Annotated in this window: 19 protein-coding genes; 1 reads left to right on the top strand and 18 read right to left on the bottom strand. The window is 71.5% G+C overall.

Annotation, left to right across the window (positions count from 1 at the left end):
* Nucleotides 1–45: 45 nt before the first annotated feature.
* From DC008_RS29690 to DC008_RS29610, 18 genes are all read right to left on the bottom strand, one after another.
* On the bottom strand, nt 46–1,431 hold the full coding sequence (locus tag DC008_RS29690) for an aspartate aminotransferase family protein (RefSeq protein ID WP_108709601.1): 1,386 nt from the start codon (nt 1,429–1,431) through the stop codon (nt 46–48).
* Entirely contained in the window at nt 1,428–3,401 is a 1,974-nt protein-coding gene (dxs, locus tag DC008_RS29685) for a 1-deoxy-D-xylulose-5-phosphate synthase (RefSeq protein WP_108709600.1), read from the bottom strand. The genes DC008_RS29690 and dxs overlap by 4 nt, the downstream gene beginning before the upstream one ends.
* 31 nt (nt 3,402–3,432) lie before the next feature.
* Complete coding sequence (ispG, locus tag DC008_RS29680) at nt 3,433–4,608, bottom strand: flavodoxin-dependent (E)-4-hydroxy-3-methylbut-2-enyl-diphosphate synthase (protein WP_108709599.1); 1,176 nt, start codon at nt 4,606–4,608, stop codon at nt 3,433–3,435.
* 4 nt (nt 4,609–4,612) lie between these two features.
* On the bottom strand, nt 4,613–5,635 hold the full coding sequence (hpnH, locus tag DC008_RS29675; protein WP_055619147.1) for an adenosyl-hopene transferase HpnH: 1,023 nt from the start codon (nt 5,633–5,635) through the stop codon (nt 4,613–4,615).
* Between the two features lie 5 nt (nt 5,636–5,640).
* Nucleotides 5,641–6,282, bottom strand: a complete 642-nt coding sequence (locus tag DC008_RS29670) for a 5'-methylthioadenosine/S-adenosylhomocysteine nucleosidase family protein (RefSeq protein ID WP_108709598.1) — start codon at nt 6,280–6,282, stop codon at nt 5,641–5,643.
* Nucleotides 6,279–8,297: a squalene--hopene cyclase gene (shc, locus tag DC008_RS29665; protein WP_108709597.1), complete on the bottom strand. Its 2,019-nt coding sequence runs from the start codon at nt 8,295–8,297 to the stop codon at nt 6,279–6,281. Before shc ends, DC008_RS29670 begins: the two co-directional genes overlap by 4 nt.
* Before the next feature lie 143 nt (nt 8,298–8,440).
* Nucleotides 8,441–9,505, bottom strand: coding sequence for a polyprenyl synthetase family protein (locus DC008_RS29660; protein ID WP_079033398.1), 1,065 nt, complete (start codon nt 9,503–9,505; stop codon nt 8,441–8,443).
* A 71-nt stretch (nt 9,506–9,576) separates the two neighbouring features.
* Nucleotides 9,577–11,004 (bottom strand): hydroxysqualene dehydroxylase HpnE, encoded by a 1,428-nt coding sequence (hpnE, locus tag DC008_RS29655; protein ID WP_108709596.1) that lies wholly within the window; start codon nt 11,002–11,004, stop codon nt 9,577–9,579.
* Nucleotides 11,001–11,141 (bottom strand): DUF6380 family protein, encoded by a 141-nt coding sequence (locus tag DC008_RS36360; protein WP_341867304.1) that lies wholly within the window; start codon nt 11,139–11,141, stop codon nt 11,001–11,003. The genes hpnE and DC008_RS36360 overlap by 4 nt, the downstream gene beginning before the upstream one ends.
* Entirely contained in the window at nt 11,141–12,091 is a 951-nt protein-coding gene (hpnD, locus tag DC008_RS29650; protein ID WP_108709595.1) for a presqualene diphosphate synthase HpnD, read from the bottom strand. The genes DC008_RS36360 and hpnD overlap by 1 nt, the downstream gene beginning before the upstream one ends.
* Nucleotides 12,088–12,987, bottom strand: a complete 900-nt coding sequence (gene hpnC, locus DC008_RS29645; protein ID WP_108709594.1) for a squalene synthase HpnC — start codon at nt 12,985–12,987, stop codon at nt 12,088–12,090. Before hpnC ends, hpnD begins: the two co-directional genes overlap by 4 nt.
* A 384-nt stretch (nt 12,988–13,371) precedes the next feature.
* Nucleotides 13,372–14,151 carry an ABC transporter ATP-binding protein gene (locus DC008_RS29640; protein WP_108709593.1) on the bottom strand — a complete coding sequence of 260 codons (780 nt, stop codon included), beginning with the start codon at nt 14,149–14,151 and terminating at the stop codon, nt 13,372–13,374.
* Complete coding sequence (locus tag DC008_RS29635; protein WP_108709592.1) at nt 14,144–15,073, bottom strand: ABC transporter permease; 930 nt, start codon at nt 15,071–15,073, stop codon at nt 14,144–14,146. Before DC008_RS29635 ends, DC008_RS29640 begins: the two co-directional genes overlap by 8 nt.
* Nucleotides 15,074–15,167: 94 nt before the next feature.
* Nucleotides 15,168–16,040: a glycosyltransferase family 2 protein gene (locus DC008_RS29630; RefSeq protein WP_108709591.1), complete on the bottom strand. Its 873-nt coding sequence runs from the start codon at nt 16,038–16,040 to the stop codon at nt 15,168–15,170.
* A 5-nt stretch (nt 16,041–16,045) separates the two neighbouring features.
* A complete protein-coding gene (locus tag DC008_RS29625) occupies nt 16,046–16,825 on the bottom strand; it encodes a CDP-alcohol phosphatidyltransferase family protein (RefSeq protein ID WP_079033399.1) in 780 nt (259 codons plus the stop codon).
* Complete coding sequence (locus DC008_RS29620) at nt 16,803–17,864, bottom strand: iron-containing alcohol dehydrogenase family protein (protein ID WP_108709590.1); 1,062 nt, start codon at nt 17,862–17,864, stop codon at nt 16,803–16,805. The genes DC008_RS29625 and DC008_RS29620 overlap by 23 nt, the downstream gene beginning before the upstream one ends.
* Nucleotides 17,852–18,604, bottom strand: coding sequence for a phosphocholine cytidylyltransferase family protein (locus tag DC008_RS29615; protein WP_108709589.1), 753 nt, complete (start codon nt 18,602–18,604; stop codon nt 17,852–17,854). The genes DC008_RS29620 and DC008_RS29615 overlap by 13 nt, the downstream gene beginning before the upstream one ends.
* Nucleotides 18,601–20,454, bottom strand: coding sequence for a DUF5941 domain-containing protein (locus DC008_RS29610; RefSeq protein ID WP_108709588.1), 1,854 nt, complete (start codon nt 20,452–20,454; stop codon nt 18,601–18,603). The genes DC008_RS29615 and DC008_RS29610 overlap by 4 nt, the downstream gene beginning before the upstream one ends.
* 280 nt (nt 20,455–20,734) lie before the next feature.
* On the opposite strand from DC008_RS29610, the gene galE reads away from it, so the two are divergent.
* Nucleotides 20,735–21,706 carry a UDP-glucose 4-epimerase GalE gene (gene galE, locus DC008_RS29605; RefSeq protein WP_108709587.1) on the top strand — a complete coding sequence of 324 codons (972 nt, stop codon included), beginning with the start codon at nt 20,735–20,737 and terminating at the stop codon, nt 21,704–21,706.
* The last annotated feature ends 112 nt before the right edge of the window (nt 21,707–21,818 follow it).

Here is a 21,818-nt window from a genome sequence, read left to right as displayed (position 1 = left end):
AGGGGCAAATTTGTTGCCCCAGAGGCAAAGCGCCGGAGTGGACCCTCATCGGTTGGCGACCGCCTGCTTGATCAGCGTCTTGCCGAAGTCCCACATCAGGCCTCCGCCGCTGTGCGCGTCGTCCATGACGTCCGTGAAGGCGTCGACGAACCGGTCCACCTCCCGTTCCCCGATGATCAGCGGCGGGATCAGCTTGATGACCTCCAGATGGTCGCCGGAGACCTGGGTGAGGATCCTGTGCCGCCGCAGCAGCGGCACGACCACCATCTGGGCGAACAGTCCCTTGCGGGCGGCCTGGAGCATCGTCCAGCGGCTGCGCAGCTTCAGCGAGTCGGGGCGGCCGAACTCGATGCCGATCATCAGGCCGCGCCCGCGTACGTCGGCGAGCAGTTCGTACTTGTCGGTGAGGGCGGCCAGCCGTGACTTCAGCAGCTCGCCGGTGGCCCGTACACTCGCGACGATCTGCTCGTCCTCCATGACGGACAGCACGGCGAGCCCGGCCGCCATGGCCTGCGCGTTGGAGCCGAAGCTCGCCGAATGGACGAGCACCCGGTCCATGGACGAGTAGACCTTCTTGAAGATCCAGTCCTTGCCGAGGGTGGCGCCGACCGGGACATAGCCGCCGGACAGGGCCTTGGCCACGCAGACCAGGTCCGGCTCGACGCCCTCCTCGTGCTGGTAGGCGTAGAAGTCGCCGGTGCGGCCGAGGCCGGTCTGCACCTCGTCGGCGATGAGCAGTGCCTTGTGCCGGTGCAGCAGCTCCTGGGCGGCGCGCAGATAGCCGGGCGGGGCCTCGTGCACGCCCTTGCCCTGGATCGGTTCGACGATCAGCGCGGCGACGTCGCCCTTCCTCAGTTCGCGTGCCAGGGCGTCGAGGTCGCCGAGCGGGACGGCCGTGTCGGGCAGCAGCGGCGCGAAGCCGTCCCGGAAGCCGGACTCGCCGTTGACGGACAGGGAGCCGGTGGTCAGCCCGTGGAAGGCGTGGTCGCAGTACAGCACCCTCGGCCGGCCGGTGACGAACCGCGCGAACTTCAGCGCGGTCTCCACGGCCTCCGTGCCACTGTTGCCGAAGAACACCCGGTCCAGGTGGGGGCTGTGGGCGAGCAGCTTCTCCGCCAGCAGCCCGGGCAGCGGCTGGCAGTCGAAGCGGGTGAGGTCGGCGAGCTGGGCGTCCAGCACGTCGTGCAGCGCCTTGCGGACGACGGGGTGATGGCGGCCCAGGCCCATCACCCCGAACCCGGCGAGCATGTCCAGGTAGTCCTCGCCGTCGGCGTCCCAGAAGTAGGCGCCCTCCGCCCGCTCGTACACCTTGTCGAAGCCGATGGTGTGCAGCATGCGCGGGAGCTGGTGGTTGAGGTACCGCGTGTGCAGCTCGTAGCGCTCGGCTCCGCGCTCGGCGAGCAGCCGTCCGAGGTCGAACTCGGTGGTCATTCGGCCTTCTCCTTGACTGACGCGACGGAACGGCCGGCGCTCGCCCGGCCGCCGGACGCCCCGTCGCCGTCGGACGGGTCGGACGAACCGCCCGCGGCTTCCTTCAGCGCCAGGCTGGCGCTGATCCGGCCGGCGACCTCGACGGGTGTGAGCCCGATGTCGGCCAGCACCTCGCCCCTCTTGGCGTGCGCGAGGAACTGCTCCGGGATGCCGAACCGCCGTACGGGCACGTCGACATCGGCGTCGCCGAGCGCGAGCGCCACGGCGCTTCCGACCCCGGCGGAGCGGCTGTTGTCCTCGACGACGGCCACCAGCCGGTGCTGTGCGGCCAGCGGCACGAGCGCCGGGTCGACGGGCTTGACCCATCGGGGGTCGACGACGGTGCAGCCGATACCGCGCGAGGCCAGCAGGTCGGCCGCCTGGAGGCAGACGGGGGCCATCACGCCGACGGCGACGAGGAGGACGTCCGGCTCCGGTCCGCCGCGGTGCAGGACGTCGAGCCCGCCCACCCGGTCGACGGCCGGGATCGTGGGTCCGACCGACTCCTTCGGGAACCGCACCAGCGTCGGGGCGTCGTCCACGGCCACGGCCTCCCGCAGCTGCGCCCGCAACTGGTCGGCGTCCCGGGGCGCGGCGATCCTCAGCCCGGGGACGACCTGGAGGACGGACATGTCCCACATGCCGTTGTGGGAGGGGCCGTCGACGCCGGTGACCCCGGCCCGGTCCAGGACGAACGTCACGCCGCAGCGGTGCAGGGCGACGTCCATCAGCAGCTGGTCGAAGGCGCGGTTGAGGAAGGTGGCGTAGACGGCGACGACCGGGTGCAGCCCGCCCGTCGCGAGGCCGGCCGCCGAGACGGCCGCGTGCTGCTCGGCGATCCCGACGTCCCAGACCCGGTCGGGGAAGCGCTCGGCGAACTTGCCGAGGCCGACGGGGTGCAGCATGGCCGCCGTGATCGCGACGACGTCCTCGCGCTCCTCGCCGATCCGGACGATCTCGTCACCGAACACGGAGGTCCAGGACGGCCCGTTGGACGGTGCGAGCGGCTCGCAGGTCAGCGGGTCCATCACGCCGACGGTGTGGAAGTGGTCCTCCTCGTGGGCGAGGGCGGGTTCGTAGCCGCGGCCCTTCTCCGTGAGGCAGTGGATCAGCACCGGGCCGTGGAAGCGCTTGGCGCGGCGCAGCGCGGACTCGACGGCGCCGACGTCGTGCCCGTCGATGGGGCCGACGTACTTCAGGCCCAGGTCCTCGAACATGCCCTGGGGCGCGAAGGCGTCCTTGAAGCCCTTCTTGGCGCCGTGCAGGGACTCGTAGAGGGTGTGGCCGACGAGCGGTGTGCGCAGCAGGACGTCCTTGCCCCAGGCCAGGACCTTCTCGTAGCCGTCGGTGGTGCGCAGGGTCGCCAGATGGTTGGCGAGGCCGCCGATGGTCGGGGCGTACGAGCGCTCGTTGTCGTTGACGACGATGATCAGCGGGCGGTCCTTGGCGGCCGCGATGTTGTTCAGCGCCTCCCAGGCCATGCCGCCGGTCAGCGCCCCGTCGCCGATGACCGCGACGACGTGCCCCTTCTCCCCCTGCACCTGGCGGGCCTTGGCGAGCCCGTCGGCCCAGCCGAGGGCCGTGGAGGCGTGGCTGTTCTCCACGATGTCGTGCTCGGACTCCTCGCGGGAGGGGTAGCCGGACAGGCCGCCCTTGCCCCGCAGCTTCGAGAAGTCCTGGCGTCCCGTCAGCAGCTTGTGCACATAGCTCTGGTGGCCGGTGTCCCAGACGATGCGGTCGACCGGCGACTCGAAGACCCGGTGGAGCGCGATGGACAGTTCCACCACCCCCAGGTTGGGCCCGAGGTGACCGCCGGTCCTGGCGACCGCGTGCACCAGGAACTCCCGGATCTCGTCGGACAGTTCACCGAGTTCCGCCTCGGACAGCGCCTTCAGGTCACGTGGTCCCCGGATGCTCTCCAGAATCGTCATGCTCGGGCCCCCTCTCGGTCCGTGCCGTGCTTCAACTCACCGTCACTGCCGGTTTCCCCGTGCCGGTGGGGACGCCCGATGCGGCGCCGTCCTGTTCCATCTGCTCGGCGATCTTCATCGCCTCCTCGATCAGGGTCTCGACGATCTTCGACTCGGGGACGGTCTTGACGACCTCGCCCTTGACGAAGATCTGACCCTTGCCGTTGCCGGAGGCGACCCCCAGATCCGCCTCCCGGGCCTCACCGGGCCCGTTGACGACACAGCCCATGACGGCCACCCGCAGGGGCACCTCCATGCCGTCCAGACCGGCCGTGACCTCTTCGGCCAGCTTGTAGACGTCGACCTGGGCACGGCCGCAGGACGGGCAGGAGACGATCTCCAGCCGCCGCTCCCGCAGTCCGAGCGATTGCAGGATCTGCGTGCCGACCTTGACCTCCTCCACGGGCGGAGCGCTGAGCGACACCCGGATGGTGTCGCCGATGCCCCGCGAGAGGAGCGCGCCGAAGGCCACCGCGCTCTTGACGGTGCCCTGGAACGCCGGGCCCGCCTCGGTCACACCGAGATGCAGCGGGTAGTCGCACTGGGCCGCGAGCTGCTTGTACGCCTCGATCATCACGACCGGGTCGTTGTGCTTCACGGAGATCTTGATGTCCCGGAAGTCGTGCTCCTCGAAGAGCGACGCCTCCCACAGCGCCGACTCCACCAGCGCCTCCGGCGTCGCCTTGCCGTACTTCTGCAGCAGCCGCCGGTCCAGCGACCCCGCGTTGACCCCGATACGGATCGGGGTGCCGTGGTCCTTCGCGGCCCGCGCGATCTCCTTCACCTTGTCGTCGAACTGCTTGATGTTGCCCGGGTTCACCCGCACCGCCGCACAGCCCGCCTCGATCGCCGCGAACACGTACTTCGGCTGGAAGTGGATGTCCGCGATCACCGGGATCTGCGACTTCCGCGCGATCGTCGACAGCGCGTCCGCGTCGTCCTGCGTCGGACACGCCACCCGCACGATCTGGCAGCCCGACGCCGTCAGCTCCGCGATCTGCTGCAGGGTGGCACCGATGTCCGACGTCCGGGTCGTCGTCATCGACTGCACCGAGACCGGGGCACCGCCCCCGACCGCCACCGGACCGACGTGGATCTGCCGCGACACACGCCGCTCGGCGATCGGCCGGGCCGGCACCTCGGGGACGCCCAAGGAGATGGCGGTCATGGCGTCACTCCCGGTTTCCGGAGACGGTCTCACGCATGGCGCGCAGCGACTCCTTGAGGGAGCCCATGGTCGCGAGGACGGCGGTGGGCTCGTAGCCGCAGTGCGCCATGCAGTTGGCGCAGCGCGGGTCCTTGCCCCGGCCGTACTTGTCCCAGTCGGTGTCCTCGATCAGCTCGCGGTACGTCGGGACGTAGCCGTCGCTCATCAGATAGCAGGGGCGCTGCCAGCCGAAGAGGGAGTAGTTGGGGATCGCCCAGGCCGTGCAGGGGAAGTCGACCTTGCCCTCGAGGAAGTCGAGGAACAGCGGCGAGTGGTTGAGCCGCCACTTGCGGCGGTTGCCGCCGGCGAATGCCTTCTTGAACAGTTCGCGGGTCTGCTCGACGCCGAGGAAGTGCTCCTGGTCCGGGGCCTTCTCGTAGGCGTAGGCGGGCGAGATCATCATCTCGTCGACCTGGAGGTCGTCGTTGAGGAAGTTGAGCACCTCGATGATGGTCTGCGGGGTGTCGGTGTTGAAGAACGTCGAGTTGGTGGTGACCCGGAAGCCGCGCCGCTTGGCCTCCTTGATGGCCTCGACGGCCTCGTCGAAGACGCCCTCCTTCGCCACGGACTCGTCGTGGCGCTCCCGCAGGCCGTCGATGTGCACGGCGAACGCGAAGTACGGCGAGGGCGTGAACTTGTCCATCTTCTTGCGCAGCAGCATGGCGTTGGTGCACAGGAAGACGTACTTGCGCTTGGCCACGAGCTGCCGCACGATCTCGTCGATCTGCGGGTGCATCAGCGGCTCGCCGCCGGCGATGGACACCATCGGCGCACCGGACTCCAGCACCGCGCCCACGGCCTGCGCCACGGGCATGCGCTGCTTCAGGACCCCCGCCGGGTGCTGGATCTTGCCGCAGCCCTCGCATTTGAGGTTGCAGGCGAACAGGGGTTCCAGCTCGACGATGAGCGGGAACTTGTCACGCCTGCGGAGCTTCTGTTCGGCCAAGTAAGTAGCGACCTTGATGGACTGGCGCAGCGGCATGGCCATCTGGCTCACCTCCTGGGGAGCAGCAAGGAACGGTGCCATTCGTAGAAAGCAGGCAGAACGGAACGAAGAACGCGGAAGGCCGATATTCCACCGCGCAATGTGCCGATCCGGACGAGTTCATGTTCTGGAGCGTCCACGACCACCCGGACGGCCGCAACCGGGCGCTCGCCCGCGCGGACGGCGCTCAGGAGCGTGGCCGCGGACTCCATGTCGACCGCGATCGCGCCGGTCGTGAGCAGATCGGACCGTTCCTGACCGCGGACCACATGGTCCGAGCCGGTGAGCGGTCCGGTGTGGACGGTGCGGCCCGGGACGGACCGCGTGAGTGCTTTGACCAGGAAGTCGCTTCCGGTGCACGGAACGGTTCCCGCCGGATCCCGGATCTCCTCGGCGACCACGAGGTCGCCGGGGTGCATCCCGGGGGCGAGGCCCGCGCAGAAGCCGGTGGCGAGGACGGCGGCGCCGGCCAGCGCCGGGTCGGCCAGCAGACGGGTCACCGCGCGCTCGGCCGAACGGGGGCCCATGCCGGTGCGCACCACGGTGACCGGCCCGCCGGCCCCGCCCCGGTCGCCGGTGCGCAGGGCGATCTGCTCGATGCCGAGCGCGCAGGCGATCAGCAGCGGGGCCGGGGCGGGCTGTGGGTTCATCCGCTCCCCTCGGCCTCGGTCGCCATCACGGTCGCCTTGCCGGCGAAGGGCTCCCCGTGCAGGTACCGGCCGAGCGCGGTCAGCGGGAAGACCTGCCGGTACAGGTGGTAGTTGATCGAGAAGTCCCAGGGGAAGCCGGTGCCGGTGAAGTACGGCTCGTCCCAGGAGCCGTCCGGCCGCTGGGTGGTCGCCAGCCACTCGATGCCGCGTTCGACGGCCTTGGAGTCCCTCTCCCCCGCCGCGAGGAGCGCCATCAGCGCCCAGGCCGTCTGCGAGGCCGTCGAGGCCCCCTTGCCGCTCCACTCCTCGACGTACTTGTAGGAGCGCAGGTCCTCGCCCCAGCCGCCGTCCTCGTTCTGGACGGACTCCAGCCAGGCGACGGCCCGGCGGATCGCCGGGTGGGAGCCGGGGAGGCCGGCGGCCGTCAGGGCGGGGATCACGGACCCGGTGCCGTAGACGTAGTTGACGCCCCAGCGTCCGAACCATGCGCCGTTCGGCTCCTGTTCGGCGAGGAGCCAGGCGATGCCCCGCCGGGTGCGCGGGTCGTGGGCGAGGCCCTCGACGGCGAGCATCTCGACGACGTGCGCGGTGACGTCCGCCGACGGCGGGTCGATGACCTCGCCGAAGTCGCAGAACGGCAGCCGGTTCGGGAAGGGGCTGGTGTTGTCGACGTCGAAGGCGCCCCAGGCCCCGTCGCGGGACTGCATGCCGAGGTTCCAGCGCACCCCGCGGCCGATCGCGCGTTCCATCCGCTCGGGCTCGGGATGGCGGACCCGGCGCAGCGCGAGGACCACCTCGGCGGTGTCGTCGATGTCGGGGTAGTTGTCGTTGTGGAACTCGAACGCCCAGCCACCGGGCGGGAGTTGGGGGCGCCGGACCGCCCAGTCGCCGGGCCGGACGATCTCCTCGCCCAGCATCCAGTCGGCGGCCTTGACGAGTTGCGGATGGTCGACGGGCAGGCCCGCGTCGACCAGTGCGATGGTGGCCAGACAGGTGTCCCACACCGGTGACTGGCACGCCTCGATCATCCGGGCGCCGTCCTCGCGCCACACGGCGAAGCGGTCGAGCGACGCCAGGCCCTCGCGCATCACCGGGTGCTGGAGGTCGTAGCCGAGCAGATGGAGCGCGATGATCGAGTACACCGCCGGGGGCTGGATGCCGCCCCAGCAGCCGTCGTTCTCCTGGCGTTCGATGATCCAGCGGGCGGCGGTGTTCATCGCCGCCCTGCGCAGTCTGCGCGGGGCGACCTTGCGCAGCTGGTGCAGGGCCTTGTCCAGCCGCTGGAAGGCGCCGTCCCAACTCCTCACCGGCGCGAGGGGCTTGGGAGGATTGGGGTTCGCCGGATCGGTGTGGAGCTCGTCGAGCGGGAAGGGCGCGGGCCGTACCGGGCGCTTCGCGGAGACGATCGTCAGCGGGACGATGGTCTGCCGGGCCCAGCAGCCGAAGTCGTAGATGTTGAGCGGCACCCAGGTGGGGAAGTAGATGAGTTCCGGCGGGAGTTCGGGCAGGTCCTCCCACTTCCACCAGCCGAACAGAGCCAGCCAGATCCGGGTGAAGACGCGGGACGCGGCGATGCCGCCCTGGTCGCGGATCCAGGCGGAGGCCTTCGCCATGTGGGGGGCGTCGGGCGCGTCACCGGCCAGCCGCAGGGCGACGTACGCCTCGATGGTGGTGGACAGTTCGCCGGGCCCGCCGTAGAAGGTGGCCCAGGTGCCGTCGTCGCGCTGTTCGCCGCGGATGAAGAGGGCGGCGGCCTGGGTGGTCTTCTCGTCCCGGATGCCGAGGAACTGACGCAGCAGCAGATCCTCGGCGTCCATGGTCACGTTGGTCTCGAGGTCGCCCTTCCACCAGCCCGCGGGGTCCTGGCGGGCCAGCAGGAAGTCGGTGGCGCGCCGGGCGGCGCGTTCGGCGGCCTCGTGCACCCCGGCCGCCAGGGGGGTCTCGCTGTGGATGTCACTGGCCGCGGCGGCCCGGGGCGGCAGGGCCCCGGTGCTTCCGTCGGTCGTCGCTGTCATGGCTTCCCCTTCGTGCAGTGCTGCAAGCGGTGCGTCTGCTGTGGGTCCGCCGTCGGCCGGGGCGCTGCGTCCAGCGCCGCCGGCCGGCGACTACGCGAGGACTATTCGACCGATATGGATCATCTCTCTTCCCCCGACGGTGTTCATCTCTTGCGGACGACGACGAAGTCGGCGAGCGCTGTGAACTGCGCCCGCACGCGCTCGGGCATGTCGACGGCGTCGAGGGCCTCGACGGCGACGGTGTGCTGGCGGCGGGCCTCCTGGGCCGTCCACTCGCGGCCGCCGGCCTCCTCGATGAGGGCGGCGCGGGCGGCGAACTCCTCCTCGGAGAAGTTCGCGAAGTCGCTGCTCTTGGCGTCGGCGGCGAGGATCTCGCCGAGCCGCTCGGAGGCGCTGCCGCCCGCCGCGAGCGCGGCGACGACCGGCAGGGACTTCTTGCGCTGACGCAGATCGCTCCAGGTCTGCTTGCCGGTGGCGTCCGGGTCGCCCCAGATGCCGAGGAGGTCGTCGACGGCCTGGAAGGCGAGACCGAGGTGGTAGCCGTACTTCTCCAGGGTGTCGGCGGTGCGCTCGTCCGCGCCGCCGAGCACGGCGCCGATCGAGCTGGCGCAGGCCAGCAGGGCGCCGGTCTTGTTGCCCTCCATCTCCAGGCACTCCTCGACGCTGACGCGGTCGCGGTGCTCGTAGGAGATGTCCTGCGCCTGACCGTCGATCAGGGCGCGGGTGGCGGTGGTGAGCCGGCGGGTCGCGCGGCCGGCCTCGACGGTGCCGAGCTCCAGCAGGACCTCGTTGGCGAGGGCGAACAGGGCGTCGCCGACCAGGATGGCCTGTGCGGGGCCGTGCACCTTCCACACGGTGTCGCGGTGCCGGCGCTGCTCGTCGCCGTCCATCAGGTCGTCGTGCAGCAGCGAGAAGTTGTGGACCAGTTCGACGGCGACGGCGCCGGGGACGCCGACCTCGGGCGCGGCGCCGGTGACCTCGGCGGACAGCACCGCGAGGGCGGGGCGTACGGCCTTGCCGCCGTCGCCGGCCGTGGGGTTGCCGTGGGCGTCGATCCAGCCGAAGTGGTAGGCGGAGACGGTGTCCATGGGAGGGGCCAGACGGTCGATCGCCGTCCGCAGCACCGGTGTGGCCAGGGTCCTCCCGCGCTCCAGGAGCGCGGTCACGTCGACCGCGGTCTCTCGAGCGGCCTTCTCGGCCGGGGGCACAGTGGGCACGGTCTCTCCTCTTGTTGCGGTACCGGGGGTGCGGGGGCCTGCCACCGCGTGCTCGGCCGCCATCAGGCCGCCTCCTCGACGGCGAAGAGATGGCGGGGGCGGGGCCGGCCGAGGGCGCCGAGCGCGGCCTCGGCCGCACCGACGCCGCTGCGGACCGCACTCTCCATGGTCGCGGGCCACCCGGTGGCGGTCCACGCTCCGGCCAGGTACAGGCCGGGTGCCTTGGTACGGGCGCCGGGCCGCAGCCGCCCGACGCCGGGGGTGGGGGCGAACGTCGCGGTGCGTTCGCGGGTGACGAAGAAGTCGAGCACCCGGGCGTCGCGGGCCCGGGGCAGCAGCCGCTCCAGCTCGGGCAGATAGCGCTCGCGCAGGGTGGCCACGGGGGTGTCGATCTCGTCCTGGGCGGCCGACTGGGAGACGGCGAGGTACTGGCCGGAGCGGAGTCCGGAGGCCTCGGTGCGGTCGAACACCCATTGCAGCGGGGTGCCGAGGGCGGTCAGGAAGGGCGCGGCGAGCACCTGGCGGTCGTAGACGACGTGGACGTTGAGGATCGGCGCGGTGCCGATGCGCAGCAGCCGGTCGGGGGCGTCGAGGGCACCGGCGGGCAGCAACCGGTGGGCCTCGTGCTGGGGTACGGCGAGCACGACGGCGTCCGCGCGGAGCGTCTCGCCGGGCACCTGGACGCTCCAGCGTCCGTCGGCGTCACGGGAGAGCGAGCCGGCGCGGGTGCGCAGCTCGGTGCGGACGCCCGCGGAGTCGAGGGCCTTGCGGGCGAGCCCGTCGTGCAGGTCGCCGAGGGGGACGCGGGCCCAGCCGATGTCGGCGGCGCCCGGATCGGACAGCAGCCCGGTCTTGAACACCATGGCGGCGAGCCCCAGGGAGGCGTCGCCCGCGACGGCGTTGAGCGTCGCGACGCCGACCAGGTCCCACAGGGCCTCGACGGCGCGCGGGGACTGGCCGTGCACGGCCAGCCAGCTGCCGAAGTCCTGCTCGTCGAGGGCGGGGTCGGCCGGGTCGAGACCCTTGAGCGCGAGCGCGGCGCGGCCCACCCTGGCGCGTTCGGCGAGCGTCAGGTGCGGATAGGCGGCGAGGCTGCGGCCGAGGTGCAGGGGGACGGGCAGCGGGTCGCGGCGCAGCCGGCCGAGCCGGCGGCCCTCGGGCTTGCCGAGATCGACGACGGGCACGTCGAGACGTTCCTGCAGAGGCGCGAGCGCGGCCCCGTCGATCCGGTCGAGGAACCAGCGGTAGGCGGTGCAGCAGCGCAGGTAGACGTGCTGTCCGTTGTCGACGGTCAGCTCGCCGCGCCGGAAGGAGAAGGCGAGGCCGCCGAGCCGGGGCCGGCCCTCCAGCAGGGTGACGCGTACACCGGCGTCGGCGAGGGCGAGCGCGGCGGTGACGCCGGCGAGCCCGCCGCCGATGACGACGGCGTCCCGCCCGGAGCGGTCCGGGGTACCGGCGAGCGGCCCGTCGGGCCGTGTGCCGTCGGTCATGGCGCGCCCTCCCCCGTGCGACCGCCGTGGCATCCGGATGCCGTTCGGCCGGTCGTCGTGGTCAGGGACGCGGTACGGGCGCGGAGGGTTGCCCGCCGTTTTTCGCCGAGCGCGTCACCTCGGAACGCAAGCTCCATCAGGCACGCCTCCTGACCGCTCGGCGCGTCACATGCCGGGTGTCGAGACCGGACAGGCCGCGGACGGCGACGTAGGCCTTCTCCCGGCCGGGCAGGGAGACACGGCCGCGCAGCACGGCCTCCGGGTCGCGTTCGATGCGGTCCAGGAGACGGCGGTAGATGCCGGCCATGGCGGCGACGCAGGCGCCGCTGCGCCGGTCGAGCATGGGGAGCAGCCGGTAGCCCTCGGCGAACAGGGCGCGGGCCCGGCGTACCTCGAAGTGCACGAGTCCGGCGAAGTCGGAGCCCTCCGGCGGGGTCGGCCCGTGGAAGCCGGCCGAGCAGCCGAACTTGGCCAGGTCGTCCGAGGGCAGATAGGTACGGCCGCCCTCGCCGTCCTCGCGGACGTCCCGCAGGATGTTGGTGAGCTGCAGGGCGAGGCCCAGGGTGTCGGCGTACTCGGGGGCGCGTTCGGCGCCGCGCGCGTGCGGTTCGGTGCCGAAGACGCCGAGCGAGAGGCGGCCGATGGCGCCCGCGACACAGCGGCAGTAGACCTTCAGGTCGTCCCAGGTCTCGTAGGTCTCGCCCCGGACGTCCATCAGCACGCCGTCGATCAGCTCGTCCAGACCGCCGAGCGGGATCGGGAAGGTGGCGGCGGCGTGCGCGAGCGCGACGGCGACGGGGTCGGTGTCGTCCTCGTCGATCTCGCCCTCGCGGATCCGGGTCAGCACGCCGCGGGTGTCCTCGAGCCGCGCGGTCTTGACGTCGCCGGGCAGAACGCCGTCGCCGATGTCGTCGACCCGGCGCGAGAACGCGTAGAGCGCCGACATCGCCCGGCGCTTGGGCGTGGGCAGCAGCCGGATGCCGTAGGCGAAGTTCCGGGCCTGCCGTCCGGTGACGGCCTCGCAGTAGCTGTAGGCGGCGAGTACCGGTGCGGACACGTGTGGTGCAGACTCCACGGTCCGGATCACCCCTCTCCTCGCAGGGTCCCGCCCACCTCGCGCAGCAGCCGGAGCTTGCCGGCCTTGGGCGGGCCTGTGAGTACGTCGTATTCGGCGGCGGCGATCGCTTCGACGGCCGCCCTTCCCCCCGCCACGAAACCCGCCAGCAGCAGCTTGAGCCTGCCGTGGACGCTACCCACGAGGGGAGTGCCTTCATTCAGGAGGTTCCGGGCGCGTTCGGCTTCGTATGCAACCAGTGCGCGCACCGATGCGCCCGCCGTTTTCGCGGCCAGGTCGGTTTCGTCGACGTGGAAGCGCTTCATGTCCTCGGCGGGCAGATAGATCCGGTCGCGCCGGAGGTCCTCGGCGACGTCCTGGAGGTGCTCGACGATCTGCAGTGCGGTGCACACCGCGTCGGAGCGGCGGACGCGCTCGGGCGTACCGGTCCCCGTGACGGCGAGGACGAGCCGGCCGACGGGGTTGGCGGAGAGTTCGCAGTAGGCGAGGAGGTCGTCGTAGGTCTCGTACCGGCCGACGAGCTGGTCCTGGCGGTTGGCGGCGATCAGGCCGAGGAAGGGCCCGGGGGTCAGCGCGTGTCGGCGGACGGTCGGCTGGAGGCGGCGCAGCAGGGGGTGGCTCGGGGTGCCGTCGAAGACGCGGCGCAGGTCGGCCTCGAAGGCGTCCAGGAGGACGAGGCGGTCCTCGGCGTCGGCGCCGCTCACGCCGAGCAGGCGGGCGTCGGCGCCACCGGGTGCGAGATCGCCGTCGCCGATGTCGTCGACGAGGCGGGCGAAGCCGTAGACGGCCATGAGGTCGGTGCGCCAGGCCCTGGGCAGGAAGAACGGCGCCACGGGGAAGTTCTCCGCGGCGGCCTTGTCGAGGGTGGTGCGCTCCGGATCGGCGGTGAGCGCGTCGGCACCCGTCATCGAGGACTGCCCGGCGCGAGGACGGCGCACGCTGCGTGGAGCTGGGGAGTTTCCGTAGCCATTGCCGTCACATCTCCCGTTCTACACCGCAGAGCCGATGCGCACTATTTCGGACACGCCGCCCGGGCCTCCGTGCCGCGGCCCGGAGGCGGGCATCACGCCTTATCGCCCCACTTGCGTGTTTCGGTACCGGTACAGCTTACGTTGTACAACACTGCACGGCCCCTGGGGGTGTCCCGCACATCACGAGAACACACCGATCGGCGCCAAGATTCCTCGCGCCAGGCGGAGTTGACGTTTCCTTTGCAGACGCGGGCCCCGCCGGAGCAGTTCCGGCGGGGCCCTGCGAAGCGTTCTGGGCCGCACGGCCCACCACGGGGTGGACTACTTGCCCGTGAACTTCTCGTACTCCTTGAGGACCTCGTCCGTCGGTCCGTCCATCCGGAGCTCGCCGCGTTCCAGCCACAGGACGCGGTTGCAGGTGTCGCGGATCGACTTGTTGTTGTGGCTGACGAGGAAGACCGTGCCGGCCTCCTTGCGCAGCTCGCGGATGCGGTTCTCGGAGCGCTTCTGGAACTTGCGGTCGCCGGTGGCCAGCGCCTCGTCGATCATGAGGACGTCGTGGTCCTTGGCGGCGGCGATGGAGAACCGCAGCCGGGCCGCCATGCCGGACGAGTAGGTGCGCATCGGCAGGGTGATGAAATCGCCCTTCTCGTTGATCCCGGAGAAGTCGACGATGTCCTGGTAGCGCGCCTTGATCTGCTCGCGGGTCATGCCCATGGCGAGCCCGCCCAATATGACGTTGCGCTCGCCGGTGAGGTCGTTCATCAGGGCGGCGTTCACCCCGAGCAGCGAGGGCTGCCCGTCGGTGTAGACCCGGCCCTTCTCGGCCGGGAGCAGCCCGGCGATGGCCCGCAGCAGCGTGGACTTGCCGGAGCCGTTGGAGCCGATGAGGCCGATGGCCTCGCCCCGGTAGGCGACGAAGGAGACACCGCGCACGGCGTGCACCTTGCGCACCCCGCGCTCCTCGCCGCGCTTGAGGATGCGGCTCAGGGCGGCGGTGGCGCTGCCCTTGCCGGACTTGGCGCCGTTGACGCGGTACACGATGTGCAGCTCGTCGGCGATGACGGTGGGGATCCGCTCCCCCGGGTTCTGCTCAGCCACGGCCGTACCTCTCCTCCGCCTTCCAGAAGTACACGAAGCCGCCGACGGCGAACAGCAGGGACCAGCCGAGCGCGACCATCCAGACGTGGTCCGGCAGGTTGGAGGAGCCGTAGCCGTCGATGAGGGCGAAGCGCATCAGGTCCATGTAGATCGCCGCCGGGTTCCACTGCAGGACCGTGGCGATCCACTCCGGCTTGCCCTCCAGCATGATCGGGATGGAGAACATCACGCCGGACGCGTACATCCAGGTGCGCATCACGAACGGCATCAGCTGGGCGAGGTCCGGGGTCTTGGCGCCCGCGCGGGCCATGATCATCGCGAGGCCGGTGTTGAAGAAGAACTGCAGCACCAGGACCGGGACGATCAGCAGCCAGGACAGCGAGGGGTAGCTGCCGAAGGCGACCGCCACCACGAACAGCACGATCATCGAGAACAGCAGCTGCTGGAGCTGCTGCAGCGCGAAGGAGATGGGCAGCGAGGCCCGCGGGAAGTGCAGGGCGCGGACCAGCCCGAGGTTGCCGGAGATCGCGCGGACGCCCGCCATCACCGAGCTCTGGGTGAAGGTGAACACGAAGACGCCCGTGACCAGGAAGGGCACGTACACCTCGCGGGACATGCCCCGGTCGGCCTGGAGGATCAGACCGAAGATGAGGAAGTAGACGGCCGCGTTCAGCAGCGGGGTGGCCACCTGCCAGAGCTGCCCGAGCTTGGCCTGGCTGTACTGGGCGGTCAGCTTCGCCCGCGAGAACGCGAGGATGAAGTGCCGGCGGTCCCGGAGCTGGCGGACGTACTCGAACAGCGAGGGCCGGGCGCCGCTCACGGACAGCCCGTACTTGGCGGCCAGCTCGGCCGCCGTGAGTCCCTCGTCGGGCGACGGCGGCGCGCTCACCGCGACCGGGCCGTCGTGCGTTGTCTCACTCACCAGTTGAAACTTTCGTCATCGAGATGCGCAGCCTGTGGGTCTGGCATGTACCTGCGGCCGGGGTGCGGGCCGGTGGTCCTCGGGGCCGGGCCTGTCAGATGACAGGAGGCCGGCCCAGTCGGGTCAGCCGCCACACCGTACGCCACTTCATGGGCCGGCGGGGACCGCACGAAGTCGTCCATCCTTCCCGGAAACCCCCGAACCATGCCTTCAGCGCGGCCCCCGAGGGGCGCCGCAGAAGGGTGAGCAGCATCCACACGCCCAGATAGACCGGGACCAGCGGCGCGGGCAGGTTGCGGCGGGCGAGCCAGACCCGGTTGCGGGCGACCATGCGGTGGTAGACCGCGTGCCGGGAGGGCGCGGTCGTGGGGTGGTACAGCACCATGTCGGACCGGTAGTCGATCATCCAGCCCGCGTCGAGGGCCCGCCATGCCAGATCGGTTTCCTCGTGCGCGTAGAAGAATGCGTCCGGCAGGCCGCCGACTTCCGCGAGGACCTGGGTGCGTACGGCGTTGGCGCCGCCGAGGAAGGTGGTGACCCGGGAGGAGCGCATCGGGTCGGAGGCGCGCAGCCGCGGCACATGACGGCGCTGGGTGACCCCGGTCTCCGGGTCGGCGATGCGGAAGCTGATGATGCCCAGCTTCGGGTCGGCCTCGAACGCCTCGCGGCACAGCTCGGCGGTGTCGTGCCGGGCCAGCAGGCCGTCGTCGTCGAGGAAGAGCAGCACGTCGACGTCGCGGCCGCTCGGGCCGAACGCCTCGATGCCGACGTTGCGGCCGCCGGGGATGCCGAGGTTCTCGGGCAGCTCGATGGTGCGGACGCCCTCGGGGACGTCCGGCACGGGTGAGCCGTTGCCGACCACGACGACCTGGACCCGGTCGCCGTCCTGCTTGGCGACCGAGTCGAGCAGGGCGCGCAGTTCCTCGGGCCGGTTGCCCATGGTGATGACGACCGCGCCGACCTTCATGGCGCTCACTTCAGCCTGCTCGACGCGAGGATGGAGACCAGGTGCAGCAGGGTCTGCACGAGGGCGATGCCGGCCAGCACGGCGACGCCGAGCCGCGAGAAGAACAGGTCGCCGCGGACCTGGTCGGCGATGGCGAGGACCAGGATGAGCAGCGACGCCTCGATGCCGAGGATCAGCCGGTGGAACTTCAGGGCGGCGGCGGCCTTGCGGGCCAGCGCCATGCCCGAGGAGCGCATCTCGGCGGCGGCCTCCTTGACGGGCTCCTTGCCGGTCTGGTGGCGGGCGACGCCGACGAGGTCGGTCTCGGCCTTGATCAGGATGGCGCCGAGCGCGGCGAGCGTGCCGAGGAAGGCCCACAGCCAGTCGATACGGCCGCTGCCCCACAGGTCGGCGGCGCGCAGGCCGAAGCCGGTGAGCACCGCGGCGTCGGTGAGGTAGGCGCCGACCCGGTCCAGGTAGACGCCGCTGAGGGAGTACTGCTTGCGCCAGCGCGCGATCTCGCCGTCGACGCAGTCGAGCAGCAGGTACATCTGGACGCAGACGACGCCCAGCACGGCGCCCGGGATCCCCGGCACGAGAAGTGCCGGGGCCGCGAGCACACCGAATACGGTCATCAGGTACGTGAGCTGGTTGGGCGTGACCCTGGTGTTCACCAGGTAGCGGTCGACCCGCAGGGACACCTCACGCATGTAGAGGCGTCCCATCCAGTGCTCACCGCTGCGCCGGTCCTTCACCCCCGCGGGGTGGACGACGGGGCGTAGTTCAGCTACCGATGGCCTTGACATAGTCGGCGTAGACGTCCTTGATCTGGTCGGTTGTCAGGTCGAGGTGTTCGAGGATCGTGTACCGGCCGGGCCGGGTCTGCGGAGCGAACTCCACGGCTTGCACGAACTCGGCGTCCGTGAAGCCGATCTCCCGCGGCAGCACGGGCAGGCCGTGCCGGCGCAGCACCTCGGCCATGAAGGCCGACTCCTCGTGCGCCCCGCGCAGGTACATGGCGAAGGCCGCGCCCAGTCCGCACTGCTCGCCGTGGGCGGCGGCGCGCTTCGGGAACAGCAGGTCGAAGGCGTGGTTGATCTCGTGGCACGCGCCGGAGGAGGGGCGGGAGTCGCCCGACACCGACATGGCGATACCGCTGAGCACCAGCGCCTCGGCCAGTACCTGGAGGAAGCCGGTGTCCCCTATGCCGCCGGGGTGCCGCAGGACCGCCTCGCCGGCCTGGCGGGCGATCGCGGCGGCGAGGCCGTCGATCTTCTCGCCCTTGACACGGTGGGCGAGCTCCCAGTCGGCGATGGCGGAGATGTTGGAGATCGCGTCCCCGATGCCGGCGCGCACGAAGCGGGCCGGGGCCTCGTGGATGACGTCGAGGTCGATGACGACCGCGATCGGGTTCGGCACGCCGTAGGAGCCGCGGCCTGCGTCGTTGTCCAGCGTGGCGACCGGCGAGCAGAGACCGTCGTGCGCCAGGTTCGTCGGGACGGCGACCAGGGGCAGGCCCACGCGCGCCGCGGCGAACTTGGCGCAGTCGATGATCTTGCCGCCGCCGAGCCCGACGACGGCGTCGTAGTGGCCGGCCTTTATGTCGCCGGCCAGCCGGATCGCGTCGTCCAGGGTGCCGCCGCCGACCTCGTACCAGGAGGCGCCGGGCAGCGCCGGAGCGAGCCGCTCCCGCAGCCGGGCGCCGGAGCCGTTGCTGACGGCGACGGCGAGCTTGCCGGAGTGGGAGATGCGTTCGTCGGCGAGGACGCAGGCCAGATCGTCGAGGGCACCCGGGCGGATGTCCACGACGACCGGCGAGGGGATCAGCCGGGTCAGTACTGGCACGCGATCTCCCGTCCACGGGCGAGGTCGTCGTGGTTGTCGATCTCCACCCACTTGACGTCGCCGATCGGCGCCACGTCGATCCGGAAGCCGCGGTTCACGAGCTCCTGGTAGCCGTGCTCGTAGAACTGCTGCGGGTCGGTCTCCCAGACGGTCTTCAGGGCGTCGGCCAGCTCGGGGGCGGCGTCGCCCTCGATGAGGGTGACACCGATGTACTCGCCGGTGGCCTCGGCGGGGTCCATCAGCTTGGTGATCTTCGTCATCCCCTTGGCGGGGTCGACGACGACCTTCATCTCCTCGTCGGCCAGCGACTTCACCGTGTCCAGGGCGAGGATGATCTTCTTGCCCTCGCCGCGGGCGGCGAGCAGCGTCTTCTCGACGGAGACCGGGTGCACGGTGTCGCCGTTGGCGAGGATCACGCCGTCCTTGAGGGCGTCACGGCCGCACCACAGGGAGTAGGCGTTGTTCCACTCCTCGGCCTTGTCGTTGTCGATGAGGGTGAGCTTGAGGCCGTACTTGGCCTCCAGCGCCGCCTTGCGCTCGTACACGGCCTCCTTGCGGTAGCCGACGATGATCGCGACCTCGGTGAGGCCGATCTCGGCGAAGTTGCCGAGGGTGAGGTCGAGAACCGTCGGTTCGCCCTCTATACCCGCGGGGCCCACCGGCACCAGAGCCTTGGGGAGGCTGTCGGTGTAGGGGCGCAGACGCCGTCCGGCGCCGGCCGCCAGCACGAGGCCGATCATGCGGGTTCTCCTTCATCGTGTACGGCGGGTGCGCCGCCCTTGTGGGCGGTCACCCAGAAGCGGATGCTCTCGACGAGCACCACCAGGGCCACGGCCACGGCGAGAGCCGTGAGCGCGACCGTGAACTGCGAGGCGCTGAGCACCGCGGCGAGGAGGGTGACGAGCAGGGTCCGTCCTTCGTGCCCCCCGATGGTGCGCACCAGCCAGGCCGGGGGCGCGCCGGCGCCACCGCGGATGCGGTACACCGTGTCGTAGTGATGGTAGGCGACGGCCGCCACCAGGCCGAAAGCCGCGGGAAGGGCTCCGTTCACGTCCGCCTTGGCGGCCAGGACGAGGACGGTGCAGTACTCCGCGGCGCGGAAGACGGGCGGGACCAGCCAGTCGAGGGCGCCCTTGAGGGGGCGGGCGACGGCGATGCCCGAGGTCACGGTGTAGGCGAGGGCGGCGAGAGGCGGCCAGGGGGTGCCGGGTCCGGCCGCGGCGGCCACGGCGACGACCAGGGCCCCGCCGAGGAGTGCCACGGCCGGGACGGCGAATCCGGGGAGCCGCCGGGCGGGCTTCGCCAGTACGGCGGCGAAGCCGAGGCCGCGCGGCCCGGAGTCGGCGAGGTCGGCGAGCGCCTGGGCGGCCCGGTCGGTGCGGCGGGCCTTGCGGGTCAGGGAGCGCAGCACGCGTCCGGCCGTGGTGTAGGTCGCCGCGAAGGCGCACCCGATGAGCAGCGCGTAGAAGGTGATGCGGGGCGTGGTGACGGCCGTGAGGATCGCGATCATCGCCCAGCGCTCGCCGATGGGCAGCACGATCATCCGGCGCAGCCACACCGTCCAGCCGACGCTGTCGAGCTTGTCGGAGAGGGCGGCGGTGGGGCTGGTGTTCGCGGTGGCGTCGTGGTTGGCCTCGTTGAAGGAGAAGTCCACGACGTGCCGGCAGGTCTGGAGGATCATCGCGCCGAGGGCGAGCGCCCACACGTCGTCGCCGCCGCGGGCCGCGCCGAGGGCGAGGCCGGCGTAGTACGCGTACTCCTTGGCCCGGTCGAACGTGGCGTCGAGCCAGGCGCCGAGCGTGGAGTACTGCAGCGAGTAGCGGGCGAGCTGCCCGTCGGTGCAGTCGAGCACGAACGAGAAGATCAGCAGCAGGCCGGCCGCGACGAACCCGCCGCGGGTGCCGGTGGCCGCGCAGCCCGCCGCGATCAGCGCGGTGATCAGGGACGCGGTGGTGACCTGGTTGGGGGTCAGGCCGCGCCGTGCGCACCAGCGGGCGATGTAGCGCGAGTAGGGGCTGATGCAGAAGGTCGTGAAGAAGCCGTCGCGGGCCTTCACGGCCGACTTCAGGCGTATGGCCTCGTCGTCGACGGAGGCGACGGCCTGCCGGGCCTCGTTGCGGGCCTGCGGGTCGGCCGGGACGGCGGCGACGAGGCTGCCGAGCTCGGGGCGGTGCACATCGGTGCCCTCGCCGTCGAGGGCCATGGCGGCGCGGTCGGCGAGGCTGTCGACATCCCCCACGCTCGACTGCGCTCGCACGGGGGCACCCCCATCCGCGGTGCCGCCGCCGGCGGACGTCTCGCGGGCCACGGCGCGGGTGAGCGCCTGCCGGCCGGCGGGCTGCGCGGTGACGGCGCCCGGGATCGCGGCGAGCGGGAAGCGGGGGTCGGTCAGGCCGAGACGCAGGGCGTGCACGTGGCCGACGAACCGGGCGTCGACCAGGGCGACCCGCTGGTCACCGGGGACCTGGGCGAGAAGGGTCTCGGCGTCGGCCGGGTCCGAGGCGGTCCGGACGTCGTAGCCGAGGGACCGCAGATCGCCCTCGATCGACGATCCGGGGACCGGCTGACCGGTGAGGATGGCGGTCGGCAACCGAACTCACTCCCTGGGTGCCGGCGTGCTCGCGCCGGTCATGTGCATGGTGGCGGCGCCCCTTGCCGGTGGCGTCCGGGCGGCGTGTCGGCAGAGGCTATCGGATGACGGGAAGCCGACGTTCACCGGCCGTTCGGCGTGATGATCGACGTGGTTCGCCCTCTGCCGCGCCGCGATCATCATCGGGGATCGCGGGGGCCGCCCACAAACCCGGCCGTCCAGACCGGGGCAACGGGGACATTGCACGGGGTCGCCGCGCCTCGGCATAGGGTGGACGACCATGACATGGCTGATCACAGGCGGGGCCGGCTACATCGGAGCACATGTGGCGCGGGTCATGACGGACGCCGGGGAGCGGGTCCTCGCCCTGGACGACCTCTCGGCCGGGTACCCGGCGCGGCTGCCGGCCGAGGTGCCCCTGGTGCGCGGTTCGTCGCTGGACGGCGACCTGCTCAAGCAGGTCTTCGCCGAGCACGAGGTGACCGGTGTGGTGCATCTCGCGGCCCGTAAGCAGGTCGGAGAGTCCGTGGCGCAGCCCACGCGCTACTACCGGGAGAACGTGGGCGGTCTCGCCACGCTCCTGGACGCGGTGGCGGAGGCCGGGATCCGCAGGCTGCTGTTCTCGTCGTCCGCGGCCGTGTACGGCAACCCCGATGTGGACCTCATCACCGAGCGGACCCCGTGCGCCCCGGTGAACCCGTACGGCGAGACCAAGCTCGCCGGGGAGTGGCTGGTGCGGGCGGCGGGGCAGGCGCACGGCATCGCGACGGTGTGCCTGCGCTACTTCAACGTGGCGGGCGCCGCCGCACCGGAGCTCGCGGACACCGGCGTCTTCAACATCGTGCCCATGGTCTTCGACCGGCTCACCCGCGACGAGGCGCCGCGGATCTTCGGCGACGACTACCCGACGCCGGACGGCACCTGCATCCGGGACTACATCCATGTCGCCGATCTCGCCGAGGCACATCTGGCGGCGGTCCGGCGGCTTTCCTCGGCGGACGCGGGCGGCGATCTCACGCTGAACATCGGCAGCGGCGAGGGGGTCTCCGTGCGGGAGCTGATCGAGGTGATCGGCGAGGTGACCGGCGACCGGCGGACGCCCGTGGTCGAGGGGCGCCGGCCCGGGGACGCGCCGCGCGCGGTGGCCTCGGCCGAGCTGGCCGCCCGGGAGCTCGGGTGGACGGCCCGGCGCGGGGTACGCGAGATGGTCGAGTCGGCGTGGCGGGGCTGGCAGCACCACCACGAGGGCTGAGCGCTGTGCGCGGCGCTGACCTGCGGATCGTTTACGCAGGTCAGCGCATATGACAACGGTTTTCGACGCCGCGTTGCCCGATACCCCCGCCCCGTAGTTGACTGTCATCCCG

The sequence above is a fragment of the Streptomyces nigra genome (assembly GCF_003074055.1).
GTDB lineage: Bacteria > Actinomycetota > Actinomycetes > Streptomycetales > Streptomycetaceae > Streptomyces > Streptomyces nigra.
Note: the sequence above shows the minus strand (reverse complement) of the source record. Positions and strands in the feature narration are given on the sequence as shown.